Origin of the sequence: Paenibacillus sp. EKM10P (assembly GCF_011800655.1) — a bacterium.
GTDB lineage: Bacteria > Bacillota > Bacilli > Paenibacillales > Paenibacillaceae > Paenibacillus > Paenibacillus polymyxa.
On record NZ_JAALET010000017.1, the window covers coordinates 71,950 to 92,156 of the forward strand.

Here is a 20,207-nt window from a genome sequence, read left to right on the forward strand (position 1 = left end):
GTATGGACAACGCTTCTAATGTAGCTGGATAGAATAACCGATACAAAAAGATAGACGTTATTGAAAAGAGCGGGGGATTTATGAAAAAACAGGGTATTTTATTTTTTATTATACTTCTGCTTGCGGTTGCGTTGCCGGTGTATCCGTTAGTGTCGGGTGTATTATCCGGAAACAGTCATTGGAAAGCTCACAACGGTGTTATTGATTTGCGTAATTGGGACCCCGACAAGGAAGGCGCTGTACAGTTGGGAGGAGAGTGGGAGTTTTATCCTAATCAGCTTTTGCAGCCTTCATCTTTTCAGGAAACGCGAGATCAGGATTGGGGAAATCGTCGAAACTCCTCCAAATTGGGATCAGGCACCGGATCTTCCGCCAAAATTGTGGATGTGCCTGGTAGATGGAACCAGTGGATGCCTGGGGGACAGGCGACTGGATATGGTACCTACCATGTTCGTGTACTTTTACCTGAAAAATTGGAAAATCTGTACGGCATCCATATGCAAAACATTCGCAACTCTAGCCGAGTATGGATTGATGGAGCAGAGGTGGGGGCAAGCGGTATTCCCTCTGTTTCGGCCGAAAAAGGCAAACAGGGCAACGCCCCCTTTGTTGGATTTGCTGCAATAGATGGACATGCGACTGATATTATCGTGCATGTGGCTAATTATAGCTATTCCTCCGGGGGAATCATTTATCCGCTGCTGTTTGGTGATTATGCCAGTATTACGCATAGCCGGGAAGTAGCGATGGCAGAGGACACCGTACTGGTCGCAGGATTTTTTATCCCTACTGTATTTTTTATCATGCTGTACCTTTTGCGTAAAAAAGAGAAGGCCCTGCTTTATTTAGCATGCTTTTGTATCGCGGCATTATTTTACATTCTGACACATGGAGAGAAGCTGCTAGTCTGGGGAATGCCGGATTTGCCTTATGAATGGATATTGAAAATTCAATCGTTCTCTTCGACGCTGTTCTACTATTTTCTGATTCGGTATGTTCATCTTACGACACAGATTGTTATGAATCGGATCGTGCTGCGTCTCTATAGTATTACAACTGCACTGATGCTGGGTATGGGGCTATTGTTGCCTACACTGGTACTCTCATCCTTTGAAACGTTTATCCTTCTTTTTGGTGTAGTCAGTGTGGGATATGTATTACTGATCCTGATTCGTGGACTTGTTCAACGGACGGACGACGCTGCACTGCTAGTCATTAGTATTATGAGCATTCTTATGATTGTGGTGACCAGTTTTGTGTATGTTCTGGGATGGGGAGATGTACGTGGGGTAACAGCCTATGAAATGCTCATATTCGTATTGGCTCAAACGCTGTTGCTGGCCAAACGTTTTGTACATTCGTTCATGGAGGTTGAGAACCTATCACGACGTTTGCTAACCCTGGATGGGTTAAAGGACGAATTTCTGGCGAACACGTCACATGAGCTGCGTACTCCTCTACATGGAATTATTAATATCGCTCAATCCATGCTAGACCGCTATGGGACACAATTTAATGAGCCGCAAAAGCACAATTTGGCCTTGATTGCGAATGTAGGGCGCAGGCTTTCCTATTTGATTAACGATATTTTGGATTTTTCTAATTTGAAAAATGGAAGATTAGCCTTAAACCGCCGGCCTGTAAACGTACAAGCTGCAGTGAACTCTGTGCTGGAGGTATTGGGTCATTCGGTAGGTAAGAAAAAGCTCCAATTCGTCAAAGAATGGCCTAATTCGTTGCCTAAGGTGGATGCAGATGAACATCGCCTGAATCAGATCTTATACAATTTATTGGGGAATGCGATGAAGTTTACGGAGGAAGGCGAAATCGTAATCTCTGCCAAGACCAGGAACCGCGAAATGGAAATTAGTGTGAAGGATACCGGACCAGGTATTGCCCCAGACCATCTTTTGCACATATTTGAACCTTTTAACCGAGGGGCGAATGCTGAGGACGAAGGATATAGTGGAACTGGGCTTGGGTTAGGCATAACCCGTCGTCTGGTGGAGCTGCATGGAGGCCATATCCGAGTAGAGTCCAGATTGGGTAAAGGTTCGACCTTTTATTTTACACTGCCCTTAGCGGAGACTGGTACGTCGGCACATGAAGCTCAAAAAAATGTTTTGTCTGAGGTTATATTGCAGCCTGGTGTGACCTCGAGTCAGGATGTGAATCCGCTCGAAGAAGATGGATTGGAGCAAATGAGGTATGTTCCTTACAGAGTGCTGGCTGTAGATGATGATGAGGTTAACCTTCGGGTGTTGGAGGAGCTGTTATACACCACAGGTTGTAGTGTGGTGGCTGTGGAACATGCTGAGGAGGCGCTTCAGCTGCTGAATAGCCGTACCCGATTTGACCTGGTCATTACGGACTGGATGATGCCAGAAATGTCCGGTATTGAGCTGTGCCGACGGATTCGCGAACGGTATTCTCTCTCCGAACTACCCGTGTTGCTGCTGACGGCACGCGACCTGCCCGGCGATATCCGTGCAGGCTTCATGGCTGGAGCCAATGACTTTCTACGTAAGCCTGTTGATGCTGAGGAATTAAAGGCGCGTGTGCGCACCCTGCTGAACATGCGCCATTCGGCAGAGGAAGCGGTGCGTTCGGAAATGGCCTTTTTACAGGCACAAATCAAGCCGCACTTTCTGTACAATGCATTAAATGTCATTGTTTCGACCGTAGCGGTAGACCCGGACAAAGCAGCGGAGCTGCTTATGGAGCTGAGCCAGTATTTGCGGGGAAGCTTTGATTTTCAGAACAGGGAGAATACAGTTCCGCTATGCAAGGAACTGGAATTGGTAGAATCGTACGTGGCATTGGAAAAAGCCCGATTTGAAGAACGTCTGCAGATGACTATAGAGGTAGGGAGGAACATCCGGTCGCTGATCCCGCCATTAAGCATTCAGCCTATCGTGGAAAATGCAATACGACATGGTGTAATGCAGCGGGCCACAGGTGGAATGGTGCGGGTGATTGTACGAGAGGATGGAGCCGATTTTGTGGTCAGCGTGACCGATGACGGCGTAGGGATTCCGCCAGAGCGACTGCGACACTTACTGTCGGAGGAGCATGTATCCTCCAGTGTGGGGCTGCGTAATATCCATCGCCGTCTGATCCATATGTATGGAGAAGGATTGCAGATTGAAAGCAATCCTATGCAAGGGACGACAGTAAGCTTCCGTGTGCCGGAAATGACCTTATCTCGCCCTAGTGAATGAATAAAAAATACAGTGCATCTGCCGAAAAAAGCTAATGTCGCGCCCGAGTTTATACGATATATAAAATATAAGAAATTAAAAATCGGATGGTAAAGCAGACAGCTTGGTCATGGAGCATTGTAATGGATGGTTGCAGCAGGAAGGGAGCGCGGACACAGATGAAGGCGATATTGATTGATGATGAGAGGTCGGCACTAACCTACTTGGAACGGTTGCTGGAGGCGGACGGACGATTAACGGTCATGGGCAAATATACGTCTGCACAAGCCGGGCTGGATCATCTGGCGGCAGAACGTGTGGATATTGTTTTTATAGATATCGGAATGCCGGAGATGAACGGACTGGAGGCCGCCGAGTGGATTCAACAGCTGGACTCGCATATTCATATCGTCTTTGTGACTGCGTACTCGGAATATGCTATTGAAGCATTCGAACTGCAAGCACTGGATTACTTGTTAAAACCTGTTCATGCCCGGCGGCTTAATAAAACGTTGGATCGGATTGTAGCCACGCTGGCAGATTCCCGTCCTTCCAGCTCGGTCGTCGCAGCAGAGCAATTACCCAAAGTGCGTTGTTTTCAAAGGCTTGAAATTTTGGAGGATGGACAAGGAGCCGTGGGAGCAAAGCCATTCAAATGGCGTACATTAAAGTCGCAGGAGCTGTTCTCCTTTTTACTACACCATGAAGGGGAATGGGTTAGCAAGGAGCAATTGCTGGATGCGCTGTGGCCCGAATATCATTTGGACAAGGCTGTTGTTCATCTACATACGTCCATTTACCAAATTCGCAAGGCGCTGAAAGAACGGATGCAAGATACGAAGCTGGAGTACAATCTGGATCGCTATCGTTTGAACCGTAATGGCTGGGTTACAGATGTGGAGCTATTCGAGCGGGGAATTTCTGAATGGGCGGCATCTGGCAACGGCGGTACGCCGCGTATCGAGAGCCTGTTGGCTCTGTACCGTGGCAATTATCTGGAGGAACACGATTACCCATGGGCGTATGCAAAAAGAGAAAAGCTGCGCAATATGTATCTGGCATGTGCTTCAGAACTGGCTAGAGAAGAGCTCCGTTCAGGTCGTGCCCGGCAGTCCGTCCAACGCTTGCTCAACCTACAGCAGCGTGAACCTTATTCAGATGATATCTGCGGTTTGCTGCTGACTGCTTATGCCCAGCTGGGAGAGTATATAGCTGCTCAAAAGCATTATGAAAGTTTCGTCAGCTTACTGGAAGATGAGTTGGGTATTGAGCCGCAGCAGGTGACACACCAGTTGTACGTGCAATTGAAAACACAGACGCTACCTGCCTAGACTGCTGTACTGGCTCAGGTAGCCGCTCAAAAACCGCTTCAAAAGGTAATTCATTTGAAGCGGTTTTTTTGTGTGGATAAAATCATTTTAATCGCCTCTTTTCGCTATGATCGAATATTCGCCGAGACCTGTTTTCTTCAGCGGCATATGCATATAGCATATATCTTCACAGTTAGGTCATATTGAGAGGTTTATAAAGCCACGAAGACTTAAGGAGGCCATGGCATTGGGAAAAAGGAGACGAACGGGCTTTAAGGGCAAAAGAATTAGGGTGGATGTTAGACAATCTTCATCAGCTCATACAGGACAAGGCGGTAACCCCATTTCGATCAATGCTTCGGATGTTGGGGTAGTAAGAACAGATGTCAAAAATAAATAATCAGCTTGTGCAAAAGCTACATCCTCGACGTAAAAAGATCGCCGGGAACAAATTATCTAACTTGTTCCCGGCGATTTCGTTTTTTGCCATAGTCGGCAGGTGCTTTCATCAGCATCCGCGCCTACATAACTTATGCCTTTCTTCTCGTCTTCACACCACCATCTTAAGCAGGTTTTACTGACCGGGCAGGTGCTGCCTTCAGCACAGCGTATCCGTAGGGTGGAAGCTCGACATGCAGCCCCTCCGGTCCTACGGACCACTGGCTTTCGCCAAAGGCTACCTCCCATTCCTGCTCTGGAATAGACAGTTCAAAAGTGTGATGCTCATCGGAACGGTTGAATAGCACAAGCAGCACTTCTTCGTCGCTGCGGCGCTCATAGGCGAGTGAAGCACCTTCCGGCTGTGCCTCCAGGAAAGTGATGCTTCCTTGATCACGAAGGACAGGGTGTGCCTTGCGAAGAGCGATCAGCTCACGATAAAAGTCGAACAGCTCGTGGTCCTGCTTATCGGTGTCCCACTCCATGCACTGGCGGCAGCCTGGATCAGCATCTCCATCCAGACCGACCTCATCGCCGTAAAAAATGCAGGGCGCACCCATGTACGTGAACTGGAACAAAGCAGCCAGCCGCATCAGTCGCTTGTCGCCCCCGCACAGTGTCAACAGGCGCGGTGTATCATGACTATCCAGCAGATTGAAGGCAACCTCGGATGCCTGTTGTGGATAGCGGGCAAGCTGTCGTCCAATGGCAAAGGCAAAGCTCTGGGCATCGGTCACTTTTTTGACGAAAAAATCATTCACCGCATAGGTGAACGGATAATTCATCGTCGCGTCGAATTGGTCCCCCTGAAGCCATTCAGACGATTCATTCCACATTTCACCCAAAATATATGCATCTGGATTAGCCTGCTTGACCGTCGTACGGAATTCACGCCAAAAGGCGTGATCCACCTCGTCTGCCACGTCCAGCCTCCAGCCGTCGATACCGATCTCTTCAATCCAATGTTTTGCCACATTCAGTAGGTACTCTTTTACCTCAGGATGCTCTGTGTTCAGCTTGGGCATCATCGGTTCCAGCCCGAATGTATCGTAGGTCGGTGTGCCATCGTTCACTTCCAGTGGAAAGCTATGGACATGGAACCAGTCCTTATAAGGAGAGACTTCACCTTTCTCCAGTACGTCAACGAATGGCTTAAAAGTACGCCCCGAGTGGTTGAACACCGCATCGAGCAGGACCCTGATTCCCCGGTCGTGGCACGCCTCCACCAGCCTTTTTAATGTCTTTTTATCCCCGAAGTGCGGGTCCACCTCCATATAATCCTCGGTATCGTATTTATGATTGGTCGTCGCCTTGAAGACAGGGGTCATATATATGGCGTTGATCCCTAGCTCGCTCAGATGATCCAGATGATCGAGAATCCCTTGTAGATCGCCACCGAAAAAATTGTCTCTTTGCGGTGTGCCACCCCAGTCCTCAGCACCTTCCGGGCTAATGGAGGGGTCGCCGTTGGCAAAGCGTTCCGGGAAAATCTGATAAAAAACAGCATCCTTCACCCATGCAGGTGGCTTCAATATATCAATCGGATTTAGAAACGGGTATTGAAACAGACTGTCTGCATTTTGGGGTTCCTCGGTGGTGAAATCGTTCTCGTTCATCCAAATTCGTTCCTCGCCATCTTCCAGCAAAAATCCATATTTCAGCCGACGGTGAGTAGGCTTTACAGTACATTCGTAGTAATCGAACCTGCCATCGGTGGCAAATTTGGACATCGGAATAAGCTGCCGAGTACGATCCCAGTCGTACTTATCTACGGTAAGAACGTGAACAGCAGTTAGGTCATTTTTCTTTGTACGGAGCCGTAAAATTATCGTTTCATCATCATAACCAAAAGCCCAATTACGTTTCGGGTGGTGGTATATCGCTTCCAGCAGCATCAGATAGGCCTCCTTGTTCACCTGCATTCAAATTTGAAATTGTGAAGCGTATGTCGTATAAGGTAGTTATTAACCTTTTTAAGTGGGTTATGTACCATAAATGCTATAATGCCCATTACATAAAAGAAAAACGATAAGTAGGTGTCTATGATGAAAACAAATGTGCTATACATCGAAGATGATCAAGATATTGGTGCTTGGACGCATCAGTATTTGGAAGAGCGGAATTACGCTGTAACCTGGCTTCGCAGTGGGGATGGAGCTGTGGAAGCAGCTCGCGCGTGCCGACTCGTGATTTTGGATGTGATGTTACCCGGCCTGGATGGGTTCACCATTGGGAAGCGGCTCAAGAAAGAGTACCCGGAGCTTCCCATCCTCATGTTGTCTGCCCGTACGTCCATTGATGATAAGTTACAAGGACTGGATTTTGCTGACGATTATGTGACAAAGCCCTTTCACCCCGACGAACTCATAGCACGTATGGAGATTTTGCTGCGGCGATCAGGAAGCGTATCCGAAGAATCTTTACAACTGGGGCATCTGTCTGTGTTTCCTCCAGATAATCGTATTGTGAATCGTGATACCGGGGAGGAAATTACGCTGACAGGAAAGCAGTATCATATATTTGCTTATTTGCTGCGGCATTTGGGCCAGATTATGACGAAGGAACAAATGTATGAGGCAGTCTGGGGAGATCCGTATATCGACGGAGACAAAACTTTAATGGTCCACATTCGGCACTTACGGGAAAAGCTGGAGATTGATCCTGCGGCACCCCGCATCATTGAGACGATCCGTGGTGTAGGTTATCGGGTGAAAGCTTAATGAACGGTATGCGTAAGAGGTGGGCATGGTGGCGTCGCAGTTCCCGTCCAGCCCAGAGCGGGCGGTTTCGTAATTCACTGTTGTTCCGCTATTTGGTCATTATTGTGTTGGCTATGATGTTGTTGCCCATTGTATTGCCTGTTACAACCTTGATATATAGCATACTGTTGAATTTGCAGACGGATATCAAGCCTAAGAATCCTTACTATCCCTCTACGACCCAAACTGAACATAGCTGGCATCGAGAAGCTATCGCCTTGAAGGGAGCTAGTCCAGAGCAAATTTCAGCCCATCTGCGCAAAATACAGCAGGATATGTTCCCAGATTCACAAATATTTTGGGTCGATACCGCAGGGTTAACCAGACTGGAGCTACCGACACAACCTACCATTCCAAAACAATGGAGTGCGGCGCAAGCTATAGCTTTTATGAAGCAAGCCAGCTCTGAGGGGCCGTTTACGGTCGTGGCCTTTATTGGCGGGGGCAAGGATGATGTGAATCAGGGCTATATGGTATTAAAAGTGCCTCGTTCGTTCTTTGAACATCCGACTAGTGACAATGGCATGTTGATGTATTATCTCCTTTTTATTCTATTGGTTTTGGGAGCTTTTATATTCGTATCGCTTCTGTTTTTTGGAGGCATTCGGCGGAGGCTGTTGCAGCTTCAGGCCGCCATGTCGCAGCGAGGCGAGGATGGATTACCCATTCTCGTTGCTACCGGACGCCCGGATGAAATCGGCAAACTGGAAGAGTCGTTTAATCGGATGGTTGAGCAGTTGGCAGAGAGTCGAGGACGTGAGCGTCAGGAGGAGGAACTGCGGAAGAGACTAGTCGCCGATCTGTCACACGATATTCGAACACCGCTTACGGTTGTGCGCAGCCATCTGTATACCCTGGATGCGGAAAATCTCAGCAGCAAAGGGAAGCAGTCGATTACACTGATGGAAAATAAGTTAAAGGACCTTGGGAGTCTGATCGACAACTTGCTAACCTATAATCTGCTATCCAGTGGCAAATACACCATGAATAACGAGCCGCGTGATATCTTGCGGCTGGTGCGCGAGTGTGCAGCCAGCTGGTACCCAGTGTGGGAAAAGGAAGGCTTTGAAGTGGATATCGACCTGCCTGAGCATAGTTTGGTATGGAATGTCGATGAGCAAGGCTTCCGCCGTCTGCTGGACAATCTTTTTCAAAATGTAGTTCGGCATGCCGCCTCCGGTCGATATATCGGTATTCAAGTACAGAGGGATAACGGGAGAGAGGCATTGGTCATTGCAGATAAAGGCCCGGGAATGGAGCAGCAATCCAGTGAAAAAGGAGCTGGAATTGGCTTGGCGATTACAGAGCTCTTGGCGCGCGAAATGAATTTGGAGAGAGAGATTTCTAGTTCATCAGCCGGGACACAAATCCGTTTTTTAAACAAAACTTAAACTCAGAGTTCCCTTGGCTTTAAACTTGGCACGTTACGATAGGTGTCGAGGTGAGGAACTTGAACGAAACAATTATTGAAACGAACAGTCTCAGCAAAATATACAAAGGCCGCGCCGCGGTTAATCAGCTGGACCTGAAAATAGCGCGGGGAGATATCTACGGATTCCTCGGACCGAATGGAGCAGGGAAAACGACAACGATCCGCATGCTGCTCGGGCTTATCCGCCCAACTCGAGGAACGATCCGTATATTCGGTAAGGATATTCGCAGACATAGACTCGATATTTTGCGTAAAGTCGGTTCGTTGGTAGAGTATCCTTCATATTATGGTCATTTGAACGCCATCGAAAACCTGGAGGCTATCCGTCGTATTTTGAATGTACCGAAAGAGAACATTGCGGAAGTATTGGAGGTCGTTCGCCTGACCAAGCACGCCAAACGCTCGGTTAAAGGCTACTCGCTGGGCATGAAGCAGAGACTTGGTATCGCAGCAGCCCTGCTCGGCAATCCCGAAGTGCTAATTCTGGACGAGCCCACGAATGGCTTGGACCCCGAGGGCATTCAAGAAATGCGCGAATTGATACAGGCGATGCCCAAGCAGCGGGGGATCACTGTACTGGTATCCAGTCATCTGCTGAGCGAGGTAGAGCATATGGCGAATACCGTCGGTATTATTCGTGAAGGGCAACTAGTCTTCCAAAATACGATTCACAATCTTCGACAGGAGTCCGCAGGGGGGATTCGGATTGTAGTATCGGAACCCGAAGCAGCCCAATTGATTGCACGTGAACAGGGCTATCATTCAGTGAAGGATGGGTCAGCACTGAATTTTGACAACATGAATGATGCGGCTGTTGCGCTGCTGGTCAGAAGATTGGTGGAAAACACACATGCTGTATATCGTGTGGAGGAACGCCGCAAATCGCTGGAGGATATGTTCATGCAGGTGGTGGGCAAAGGAGGGGGTTCCCTATGATGCTGCGAGCGCTGACAGCGGATCTGCTCAAAGCACGCAGAAAGGGAATCTGGTTCCTGGTATTCCTCGGTCCTCTTGGGCTGGTGGCCATGCAGGGACTGAATTTCGGACTCCGCTATGACTATCTGATTCCACGATATAAAGGTCGCTTATGGGAAAGCTTGATGGATAACATCGCGTTGTTTGTCCCCCTTGCGCTGGTGCTTGGAGCTACGATGGTCGCTTCCATGTTGGCGAATGTGGAGCATACCTCTAACTCCTGGAAGCAGCTTTTGGCTTTGCCTATTTCCAAATTCATTGTTTATATGGCAAAGCTAACACTGGCCATTGGAATGCTGTGCGTGTCCTGCCTACTCTTGACGGTAGGGACTTGGACCTTGGGGATGCTTCTTGGCTTTGGGGGAGAGCCCGTGTCGATTGGGGAGCTACTGCGGCTCGGATTTTGGCCCTTAGGCGGCACGCTGCCTATACTCGTATTGTTGTTGTGGCTAACGGTCACGTTCCATAATCAAGCTCTGCCTGTAACACTGGGCATTACGTTAGGCATTGGCAGCTTATTCGCTTCCCAACTGTCCGAATGGTTTCCGCTGGCTTGGCCGCAATTCGCATGGGTTGCGCCACAAGCGTGGATATTCGCGTCTATCGGATGCGCAACAGGTATAATTCTCAGCCTGCTGACCGCAGCTCATTTTAGCCGAAAGGATGTGGCGTAATGTTCGGAGGATACGTACGGTTACTTTCTGTCGAACGCCTGAAAATGGCGAAATCGCCCGTCTGGCTGCTTGCGCTCGTCAGCCCGGCGATTGCCGTCCTAGTTGGTTTACTGGCGAATCCGGGAGGAAACTGGCTGTTGCTGTTGGCTGCCATGCTTACAATACATGCAATGCTGTTCCTGCCGATGCTGACCGCCGTGTTTGGGTCTCTAGTCTGCCGTTTCGAGCATGGGGGCGGCGGCTGGAAGCAGCTCATGTCACTACCGTTGTCCCGCACGGGTCTGTACGCAGCCAAGCTGACCATCATTATGGCTATGGTCGGACTGACTCAGCTGCTGTTTGGAGGAGCGCTGCTGGGTGTTGGAGCTGTGCAGGGGATGAACGGACCAATCCCTTGGGCCGTGATCGTCCAAAGCCTGCTTGCAGGCTGGGTTGCTTGTCTGCCGCTGGCTGCCCTGCAGCTGATGGTGTCCTTTTTGTGGTCTAGCTTTGCTGCACCGCTTGCTTTGAATTTCGTCTTCACCGTGCCCAATATGCTGGTCGCCAACTCTCAGACCTATGGTCCATACTATCCATGGACACAGCCTCTATTGGCGATGATGCCGAGTGGGGGAGACAATTTCGGGGCGTTCATGGTGCCAACGGATACACTGTTGATGGTGGTACTGGGTAGCTTTGTCGTGTTTGCGTTTGCTGGCCTGATGATATTTCGTTATAAAGAGATATAAGACGAAATGTGGAAACTGAAAAAGCTCCTTATCCTAAAAAGAGGGTAAGGAGCTTTTTTGCTGTGCTGCAGGTTCGTGTTCTGAATAAGACACTTACTCTATGGGCTTACACTAAGCCTGAAATAGCACGAATATTATCGCTGATCAGGCGGCAAGAGGCGTCAAACTTGGCTTGTTCTTCTGGACTCAGCTCAAGCTCGATGACCTCCTGAATTCCTCTACTGCCGATGATTGCTGGAACGCCCGTGCAGACATCAGTGTGTCCGTACTCGCCGTCCAATACGGCAGAAATTGCTATAATTTTACCATCGTCATTCAAAATGGAACGGGTAATGTACGCCAGCGCATTGGCAATACCAAAATAAGTGGCACCTTTGCGGGTGAAAATCTCCCAACCGGCATCCCTTGTTTTACGGGCGATGTCATCCAGATCAACGTGTCTGAATCGTTCCCTATGCTGACGCAAAATGTGCAAGAGCGGCTTGCCGCCAATCGTAACGTGCGACCAGGCCACGAATTGGGATTCGCCATGCTCGCCCAAGGCATACCCCTGTACACTGCGTGGATCTATGGAAAACACCTCAGAAAGCAACGTCTTGAGCCGGGATGAGTCGATAGAGGTACCCGTGCCGATCACCTTGTTGCGCGGCAGACCGGATATACTCTGCACCAGATAAGTAACAATGTCGACAGGATTAGCGGCAATAACGAAAATACCGTCGAAACCGCCCTCCATAATAGCTGTTACAATCTCTCTGGTGATATGCACGGCATCGTCCAATACAGATAGGCGGTCTTGACCCGGTTTAGGATTGGACCCAGCCGTTATAATCACAATATCCATATCCGTGCAGTCTGCATATGTGCCTGCACGGACCTTGGTGCGTGTAGACGTAAAATCCATACAATGGGACAGATCCAGTGCATGGGCCAAAGCCCGGTCATACGTGCGGTCAATCATCATGATTTCGTCACAAATAGACTGATTGACCATTGAGTAGGCACAGCTCGAACCGACCATTCCCGCGCCGACAATCGCTACTTTCCTTGCCTTCCCCTTCATTTATGTTTCCTCCTCGTTCCAACGAACGTTAATATGCTACAAATTATGCCTGAAATCCATTTTACGTTACATAACATAACATATTGCTGATCTTTTGAAAATATCCATTTTTTTGTCCTCATTCCGATAAATTAAAAAAGAACGGTGAATAGGGGGGAGCAATTTAGGGTTAATCAAAGAATAAGTGTAGATTATCCATATTCTTTTATTGGAAGACAGGATGTAAGGTATCTATTTATTTATAAGTGGTTTCCGTATAAATCATAACACGAGCCATATTCATGGAAGAAAAGTTGCCATAATAATATTGGGAGCATGACATTTATGTGACGTTTCTTAATGATTCTCAAGAGTATACAGTGCAGGAGCATTCTCAGCGATGTCGCTTCTTGTGTTTTTATAATGTATTCGTTTATGACAAAGGTTCTTAGTAGTCTGCAATATTAGAACTTTTTTGCCAAAGGATTTCCAATGGTTTCCGCGAATTCTACATATACAAGCTTATTTCTTTCCATACCATCCGGGGAGGTAATGATTAAATGGAAGAAAGCAAGTCGACGACGGAAGCAGCAAAGCAACTGGGAATCGGGGCGAGTACCCTTCGTAAATATGCAGCGGCGCTGGAGGAACAGGGATATGTGTTTCAACGTTCCACTAATCAGTCAAGAATGTTCAGTGCAGAGGATGTTGAGTGCTTGAAGGTGATGCGGAGGGCGTTGCGTGAGCAGCATATGACAATGGAGCAATCCGTTCAGGTGGTACTTGAGAGGATAACCGCTCCTTTTCAACTGGAAGATGAAGAATTCCGCTTGCCACCTGTCTCGGATGCTGAGTCACTGACCGCAACCTGGCAAGAAATAATGGCGGCGGCTGAGGGTAGAGAAGAGACGGTCATGCAGGAGCAAGCTGCTGCTATGGTTGAGCTGACAGAGATAGAGGATGAAATGAATGTTCAGGAGCTATCAGAGGAACCCATGCAGTCGCAGGAACAGTTCCAGACTTTGACCCCAACCATGGAGTATAGATTGGAGCAAGCACCTGTATCCGTACAAACGCAGGAGTCCGTAGAGCCACAAGAACTGGCGCAGATGCAGGATATGGTGCAAACCGCTTTGTTGGAAATGCGGAGCCGTTTGGAGGAACTGGAAGCAGAGCACAGCCGTTTGGTGGAGAAGAATGTTAGCTTATCTAACCAACTAGAGGACCATAAACGTTGGATGAAAGAAAGGGTCGAGGAAGAACGGGATCGGCAGTTAATCACTAATCTACGTACCTATCAGGGCCGGCAACGCAAAACGCGCAGTTCGCTGTTGTCCTGGCTCGGTCTGACACCACGTAGCCGCAGAGAGGCATAACGATCATTATCTTGTCTAATAAGACCATCAGACCTACCCGGCTCTGATGGTCTTTTGGCGTAGATGATATAATAACGGAATACAAGAATACGAGGACAAGTCGCATAGGAAATGTGGCTGCGGCATGTATAGGAAGGGATCTAAGTATGTTTGCTTGGTTGCGGAACATTTATGAATCATGGATAGATTATCCCAAACAGCCTGGTGATTTGCTGAGCGGACGTTATTGTGTTCGTTCGTTTTTAGGCATGGGTAGCTATGGTCTAACCTACCTCTGTCTGGATCGGCACAGCGGACAGGAGGTGGCGGTAAAACTGCCCAGACCGAGCAAACGAGCGCAGGCAGTTCAGCTATTGCAGCGCGAGGCTCACATAATGCGAAAGATGGAGCACCCTTATATTCCAAAGTTGCTTGAAATTGACCAACATTCGGACGGAATGTATATGGTCATGGAATACGTCTCCGGTATGACCTTGGAAGAGCTTATCTTTGAACAGGAGCGTTCCTTTACGGAACAGGAATGTATCGTCTACATTTTAGAGTTAATGGAGCGAGTTTTGCATGTGCATGAACGGGGATATATCCATCGTGATATCCGCATCCCTAACGTAATTCACCGCGAAGGGAAGCCGTACCTAATCGACTTTGGGCTTGCTCTGGCCGTGGGAGAACGACAGGAGGATGTATTCACCGAAGCCATGCTGGAAAAGCGCGCACCTGAGCGACAAGATGTCGCCTTCTACAGCGATTTGTATGATGTCGGGCATTTCATGCTTTTTATGCTGTATAGCAGTTATGAGCCTCAGCCGGATCAACCCCCTGGAAGCTGGCAGGAAGAATTAATACTGAGTCAACCTGTGCGTCATATACTGGAGCGGCTTTTTCAAATTCGTCCACGTTATGAACATAGTCGACAGTTTATGCAGGAGTTGGAGGAAGCATTGTTGCACTTAGAGGTTAATCCATAACTTTAATCCCTAAAAATAAACAGGCATTCGTCGCAAAAATGGGGGAATGCCCCTTACGCATTTGACTAGGTCTACATACAATGATCCTGAAATGAGCGAAGGGAGTGTTGTAAATGAGTCATATGTGTGGAGTAGGCGGTATGGGTTGCGGCGTAGGAGCCTGGACCTCTGTAGGAGCGATTCTGGTACTGTTTATTTTGTTGGTGATTATCTCTAAAACCCTATTTCTGTAATTTCGGTTATAGCCGATTTCCTGTAAAATGCACTGATGTTGCTCTGCATAACGAAGGGCGCACAACAATAAAGCGAAGGCCCTTGATGAGAAGGGGCTTCGCTTTATAAGCTTAAGGAGCCTGTGGCTTGCTTCTTGTGTTACGTTGTACTCCGCCACTGCTTTTTGTTGTGTGGCTAGGAACTGGAGTAGTGACGGCGTTTATCCTTATAATATCGGTGACCGTTATGGCTGTTCTTGTATCCGTCTGATGAAGAATGGCGTCTACGGTCGTAATAACGATCTGAGCTGCTGTATCGCCGCTTATGGGAATGAGAGGTGGAATGTAGCAGGCGGTGCAGTAATTTTTTGAGCATCGTCTAATCCTCCTTCTTATCCTATCCAACTGACATAGACAGGTCTTATAAAACGATAATACGCAACAGTGTTAGAACAGGTTCCATTAATTTAAGACTGTAGGGACTTGGCCTGAAATTCTGCAATATCCTTGAACTCTTCTTCAAATTTACGTGAAATGCGAATATAGATCGGCAGTAAATCGCGATAGATATCTACGTGCTCTGCCGCAGGTTTATGCTGATGAGTGGTGCCGATCATACCGGATACTGCATCTAGCGAATCAATTCGTCCTAACGCGTACAAGCCTAGAATAGCTGCACCTAGACATGAGCTTTCCAGACTTTCGGGAATAATGACTTCCTGATCAAAAATATCCGCCATGAGTTGTCTCCACAGCTCCGAGCGTGCAAATCCACCCGTGGCATGAATGACAGACGGTCTGTCGATGACTTCCTCCATAGCGAGCATGACTGTATACAGATTGAACAGTACACCTTCCAGTGCGGCGCGAATCATATGCTCTTTTTTGTGCCGCAGGGACAGGCCGAAGAAGGAGCCACGCGCATTTGGGTCCCACAGAGGAGCGCGTTCGCCAGATAGATACGGAAGGAAAAGCAGACCGTCCGAGCCTGGACGTACCTGTTCTGCGATTTGGGTCAGCACATGATACGGATCAATTCCTAAGCGTTTGGCAGTTTCCACCTCAGAGGCTGCAAATTCATCCCGTATCCAGCGGAACACGATACCGCCGTTGTTCACCGGGCCGCCGATGACCCACAGCTTTTCGGTCAAGGCATAACAGAAAAAGCGCCCCTTCGCATCGGTGAGAGGCTTATCAACTACAGTACGGATGGCTCCGCTGGTGCCGATGGTAACAGCGACAACTCCAGGTTTGATTGCATTCACACCGAGGTTGGACAAGACACCGTCACTGGCTCCGAGCACAAAAGGGGTCGTCTCCAGCAGGCCCATGTCATGTGCATAGGCTGCGTCCAGTCCTTTTAGCACATGAGTTGTCGGCACCAGCTCGGACAACTGCTCCTTCGTCACACCTGCAATAGTGAGCGCTTCCTCGTCCCAATCCAGCTGCTTCAAATTCATGAGTCCGGTAGCAGAGGCGATCGAGTGATCCACGACATATTGGTGGAATAACCGGGCAAAGACATATTCCTTTATAGAAATGAACTTGTACGTCTGGGCCGCAACATCCGGTAAATCTCGTGTAATCCACATCAGTTTTGTCAGCGGTGACATGGGGTGAATGGGCGTTCCCGTGCGTAAGTAAATATCGTGTCCATTGTATTTATGTTTGAGCGCTTCAGCCCATTTGGCACTACGATTATCTGCCCACGTGATGGAGGCGGTCAGTGGTTTACCGTTCTTGTCCACCGCCAGTACGCTGTGCATAGCCGAACTAAAGGAGACGAACAGCACATGTTCGGCGGGTACTCCGCTTTGTGTCATGACCTCTTGCACCGTCTCTACGACAGCTTTGAGAATATCTTCAGGGTCCTGTTCTGCCGCATCTGGCTCAGGTGTATGGAGTAGATAGCCCACATGATGCTGCGCGGCAATATTGCCGTTTTCTTCAAAAAGCACTGCCTTGGTACTGGTCGTGCCAATATCGACGCCGATCATATATCGGGTTTCAGTCATATTCATTCTCCCCTTCACTTACCTTATTAGCTATTATCGTTAAATTAACACATCCAGCAGTATAATCAAACCGAATGCGACTAGGGAGAGGATGGTTCCATAACATTCAAAGAGTAAAGGTGCTAATATGTATAGTTAATTGTATACTTGTCGACAATCTAGTCTGAAAAGAGAACCGCGTCAGTTCGAGTGGGCATAAAGACGCGATACATTTGGCTCTTTGTCGGGTATGTTCCGGCTAGAATAATGTTCTTCTATAGGGGGACAAAACGCTATCGTTAACCGCGTTGCGAGTGTCTCGGTAATGTTCCTCAATGAGTCGGGATAATTCTTGATCATTTCCTTGTTTTAAAGCATTTGCAAAGGTGCGGTGCTTGTGAATCGTGACTTGAGATTCTTCGATGTTGGACGCAAAACGTTGTTCTGTCGCAGCCAGCATAACCGTCAGGATCAACTGTCTCATACCATTCCAGGTATGGAGAATACGGGTATGGCCTGCTTCCAGAACCAGAGCTTCATGAAAATTAAAATCCTGAAGAGAAAATTCAGCGATATCTCTGTGCTTGAGAGCGACTTCCATTTTGTCGATCATCTGATTTAAAGTGTTTACCAATATGGTATTATCCCTATGTACATACCTTTGAACAACAAAATGCTCAATCAGCATTCGTACGTCGAATAGCTCCTCCATATCATCGGGTGTCATGCCGATCACAACCGCCCCCATGCGCTCCAAGCGGATAAGTCCTTCGCTTGAGAGCACTTTCATGGCTTCACGCACAGGAGAACGGCTGGTACCAAAATCGGTAGCAATCTGATTTTCAGATAGAACAGTGCCGGGTGTCTGCATACCACGTATAATCTGAAGTCGGAGTTCGCAAGCAATCCTCTCTCCAAGCGATGCGCCCTGTAACCAGGTTGTTGGATATTTCATAGAATACTCCTATCTTGCAAATAATTTTGCATACTTGTATACAAATTATGGAGTATTATAAACCCCGTTTAAGCCCTTGTAAACGGTATCAATTGACATCGGTTCCATTTCACTGCTTTTAGCGTTACAATAGAAGCAGAAAAAAAGAAGCAGTGAAAAGTGGAACGAACATGGATAAGAAGGAGAACATTTAATGATTATCATTAAAACCAAAGAACAAATTGAAAATATGAAAAAAGCCGGCGAAATTTTGGCTGCTTGCCACCGGGAAATTGCTAAAATGATTAAGCCAGGTATTACGACACTGGAAATTGACGCCTTTGCAGAATCATTTATGAAGAAGCACGGCGCAACGCCGGAGCAAAAGGGTTATAACGGCTACCAGTTTGCAACTTGTGGTTCCCCTAATGATGTGATTTGCCACGGCTTTCCGAACAAAACACCATTGAAGGACGGCGACATCGTGACGATCGACATGGTTGTGAACCTGAATGGCTGGCTGGCAGATTCCGCTTGGTCGTATGCGGTGGGGAATGTGTCTGAGCAGGCCCAAAAGCTGTTGGACGTTACCAAAGAGTCTCTGTATAAAGGGATTGAGCAAGCTGTTGTTGGTAATCGGATCGGGGATATTTCCCATGCGATCCAAACTTACGCGGAAGCGGAAGGCTTCTCGGTCGTACGCGAATTTATTGGGCATGGCATCGGGGAAGAAATGCATGAGCAACCCCAGGTTCCGCATTACGGACCTCCGCACCGTGGACCACGCTTGAAAGAGGGCATGGTTATTACAATTGAGCCGATGCTCAACACAGGCACATACCGCAGTAAAATTGATGCGGACGGTTGGACCGCACGTACGTTGGACGGTGGTTTGTCGGCACAATACGAGCATACGCTGGCAATTACAGCAGACGGTCCTATCATCTTGACCCAGCAATAAAAGCAGGCATCCATCAGTAACCTACAGACTAGCGAATTAAATGAGTTAGACCTATTACAGAAAAGAGGCTGTCCAGAGGACAGTCTCTTTTGCCGCGTGCATTCTAAAAAGAATTTTCTGACGCGGATTTGATTCTGTTAATGGCCCCATATCCCCGTTTCTGCATGTAGTGAGGATAACCGGACTGACAGCCTATAGAAGAAGGTCGTTTTTCTGATGAAGAAAAGACGAACCTGGCACTGATCCAGAGGTACGGGGGATATAGGGGGATGCAGACGGTGATGGGAAAGCGTATATGTGAATGTAAAGGATGCTATTTATTGGGGGAAGTAATTTTAAAAAGCATCAAGCCACCATCAATCGTTAACTTAGATCCAATTATATTATATAGGAAGCTTCGTCAGAGAGAAGCCAAGCAATACCTTTTGCAACTTTTGAAATCGCCAGCTGGCTTCAATTGGTACAAATACAGCATAACTGCTAGCACTCCTTGATATTCAACTGCCCTATTGGGTTGTCGTGGAGCTACAGTATTGATACGAATGCCTTGACTTGCATAATCAAGCGCAGTTGCATTGGTAAGACTTTGAATTGCATGTTTTGATGCCACGTAAGCACCGTATGCCAGAAATGCTTTCAGACCAACTATTGAAGAAACGTTGACAATTGATTCTCTGCAAGCATTTGTTGGATCTCAATTTTCATGTTCCAATATACACCTGAATGCATTAATTTTTATGGTACTCAAAAAGGAAGGTCATTACCCTGACTTTAGCTAATGCTGCTTGCTCTAAAGCACCGCCTGCATTATTGATCGCCCAGTCTAGGGGCCCGTAATATACCTAATCGCTATGCGTGAAAAGCATTTTTCAAGTGCAATAGATCCAGTCAAATACTCACGATAATTATAATGAAGAAAAACAAATTCAAAAGTTTGATGGATACAGTAGTAGAGCCGACTTTCAAAAATCAGTTAGCGGTTTTTAATTGGTATTTTTTACATGTTGTAATCAGTAAAGCGAAGTGGTATATTATTTGAGCTGACAATAAAACAGCCGTTTCAAAAGAGAATAAGCAGGGTGAAATGATCTTCGAAAAAAAGAAAGAAATAACCCTTGCATTTTTGAAATGAACATGATATGATCTTATAGCTGCTGAAAAACGCAGTGAAAAAGAATTTGATCTTTGAAAACTGAACAACGAG

General features: G+C 47.6%; 18 protein-coding genes. 12 read left to right on the plus strand and 6 right to left on the minus strand.

Annotated features, from left to right (window positions below):
• The first annotated feature begins 80 nt into the window (after positions 1-80).
• The 3 genes from HFE01_RS24260 (at position 81) to HFE01_RS24270 (ending at position 4,910) form a co-directional block, all read left to right on the plus strand.
• The gene (locus tag HFE01_RS24260; RefSeq protein ID WP_107735165.1) at positions 81-3,221 is read left to right on the plus strand and encodes a hybrid sensor histidine kinase/response regulator; all 3,141 of its coding nucleotides are present in this window, start codon (positions 81-83) and stop codon (positions 3,219-3,221) included.
• A 158-nt stretch (positions 3,222-3,379) separates the two neighbouring features.
• Positions 3,380-4,531 (plus strand): response regulator, encoded by a 1,152-nt coding sequence (locus HFE01_RS24265; protein WP_025363840.1) that lies wholly within the window; start codon positions 3,380-3,382, stop codon positions 4,529-4,531.
• Positions 4,532-4,757: 226 nt separating this feature from the next.
• Complete coding sequence (locus HFE01_RS24270; protein ID WP_016818821.1) at positions 4,758-4,910, plus strand: hypothetical protein; 153 nt, start codon at positions 4,758-4,760, stop codon at positions 4,908-4,910.
• A 163-nt stretch (positions 4,911-5,073) separates the two neighbouring features.
• Here HFE01_RS24270 and HFE01_RS24275 read toward each other — a convergent pair whose 3' ends face one another.
• Complete coding sequence (locus HFE01_RS24275; protein WP_167438710.1) at positions 5,074-6,843, minus strand: alpha-glycosidase; 1,770 nt, start codon at positions 6,841-6,843, stop codon at positions 5,074-5,076.
• 150 nt (positions 6,844-6,993) lie between these two features.
• On the opposite strand from HFE01_RS24275, the gene HFE01_RS24280 reads away from it, so the two are divergent.
• The 5 genes from HFE01_RS24280 to HFE01_RS24300 are packed head-to-tail and all read left to right on the plus strand — an operon-like array spanning position 6,994 to position 11,516.
• Positions 6,994-7,668: a response regulator transcription factor gene (locus HFE01_RS24280; protein WP_017427209.1), complete on the plus strand. Its 675-nt coding sequence runs from the start codon at positions 6,994-6,996 to the stop codon at positions 7,666-7,668.
• A complete protein-coding gene (locus tag HFE01_RS24285; protein WP_167438709.1) occupies positions 7,668-9,098 on the plus strand; it encodes a sensor histidine kinase in 1,431 nt (476 codons plus the stop codon). Before HFE01_RS24280 ends, HFE01_RS24285 begins: the two co-directional genes overlap by 1 nt.
• A 59-nt stretch (positions 9,099-9,157) precedes the next feature.
• A complete protein-coding gene (locus tag HFE01_RS24290) occupies positions 9,158-10,075 on the plus strand; it encodes an ABC transporter ATP-binding protein (protein WP_019685946.1) in 918 nt (305 codons plus the stop codon).
• Positions 10,072-10,788: an ABC transporter permease gene (locus HFE01_RS24295; protein WP_167438708.1), complete on the plus strand. Its 717-nt coding sequence runs from the start codon at positions 10,072-10,074 to the stop codon at positions 10,786-10,788. Before HFE01_RS24290 ends, HFE01_RS24295 begins: the two co-directional genes overlap by 4 nt.
• The gene (locus HFE01_RS24300; RefSeq protein ID WP_167438707.1) at positions 10,788-11,516 is read left to right on the plus strand and encodes an ABC transporter permease; all 729 of its coding nucleotides are present in this window, start codon (positions 10,788-10,790) and stop codon (positions 11,514-11,516) included. Before HFE01_RS24295 ends, HFE01_RS24300 begins: the two co-directional genes overlap by 1 nt.
• A gap of 106 nt (positions 11,517-11,622) precedes the next feature.
• On the opposite strand, the gene HFE01_RS24305 is transcribed toward HFE01_RS24300, so the two are convergent.
• Positions 11,623-12,579: an L-lactate dehydrogenase gene (locus HFE01_RS24305; protein WP_167438706.1), complete on the minus strand. Its 957-nt coding sequence runs from the start codon at positions 12,577-12,579 to the stop codon at positions 11,623-11,625.
• A gap of 539 nt (positions 12,580-13,118) precedes the next feature.
• On the opposite strand from HFE01_RS24305, the gene HFE01_RS24310 reads away from it, so the two are divergent.
• The 3 genes from HFE01_RS24310 (at position 13,119) to HFE01_RS27120 (ending at position 15,135) form a co-directional block, all read left to right on the plus strand.
• On the plus strand, positions 13,119-13,934 hold the full coding sequence (locus HFE01_RS24310) for a MerR family transcriptional regulator (protein ID WP_167438705.1): 816 nt from the start codon (positions 13,119-13,121) through the stop codon (positions 13,932-13,934).
• A gap of 146 nt (positions 13,935-14,080) precedes the next feature.
• A complete protein-coding gene (locus HFE01_RS24315; RefSeq protein WP_167438704.1) occupies positions 14,081-14,902 on the plus strand; it encodes a serine/threonine protein kinase in 822 nt (273 codons plus the stop codon).
• Between the two features lie 113 nt (positions 14,903-15,015).
• Entirely contained in the window at positions 15,016-15,135 is a 120-nt protein-coding gene (locus HFE01_RS27120) for a hypothetical protein (RefSeq protein ID WP_013369112.1), read from the plus strand.
• A 175-nt stretch (positions 15,136-15,310) separates the two neighbouring features.
• On the opposite strand, the gene HFE01_RS24320 is transcribed toward HFE01_RS27120, so the two are convergent.
• The 3 genes from HFE01_RS24320 to HFE01_RS24330 all read right to left on the minus strand — a co-directional run bounded on the left by HFE01_RS24320 (position 15,311) and on the right by HFE01_RS24330 (position 18,063).
• Entirely contained in the window at positions 15,311-15,490 is a 180-nt protein-coding gene (locus HFE01_RS24320; protein WP_080561121.1) for a hypothetical protein, read from the minus strand.
• 91 nt (positions 15,491-15,581) lie between these two features.
• Entirely contained in the window at positions 15,582-17,129 is a 1,548-nt protein-coding gene (gene gntK, locus HFE01_RS24325) for a gluconokinase (protein ID WP_167438703.1), read from the minus strand.
• Positions 17,130-17,367: 238 nt separating this feature from the next.
• Entirely contained in the window at positions 17,368-18,063 is a 696-nt protein-coding gene (locus tag HFE01_RS24330; protein ID WP_167438702.1) for a GntR family transcriptional regulator, read from the minus strand.
• 193 nt (positions 18,064-18,256) lie between these two features.
• Here HFE01_RS24330 and map point away from each other — a divergent pair, with 193 nt between their 5' ends.
• Positions 18,257-19,003, plus strand: a complete 747-nt coding sequence (map, locus tag HFE01_RS24335) for a type I methionyl aminopeptidase (RefSeq protein ID WP_013369117.1) — start codon at positions 18,257-18,259, stop codon at positions 19,001-19,003.
• Between the two features lie 400 nt (positions 19,004-19,403).
• Here map and HFE01_RS27790 read toward each other — a convergent pair whose 3' ends face one another.
• Positions 19,404-19,670 (minus strand): SDR family NAD(P)-dependent oxidoreductase, encoded by a 267-nt coding sequence (locus tag HFE01_RS27790; RefSeq protein ID WP_080724253.1) that lies wholly within the window; start codon positions 19,668-19,670, stop codon positions 19,404-19,406.
• Positions 19,671-20,207: the final 537 nt, after the last annotated feature.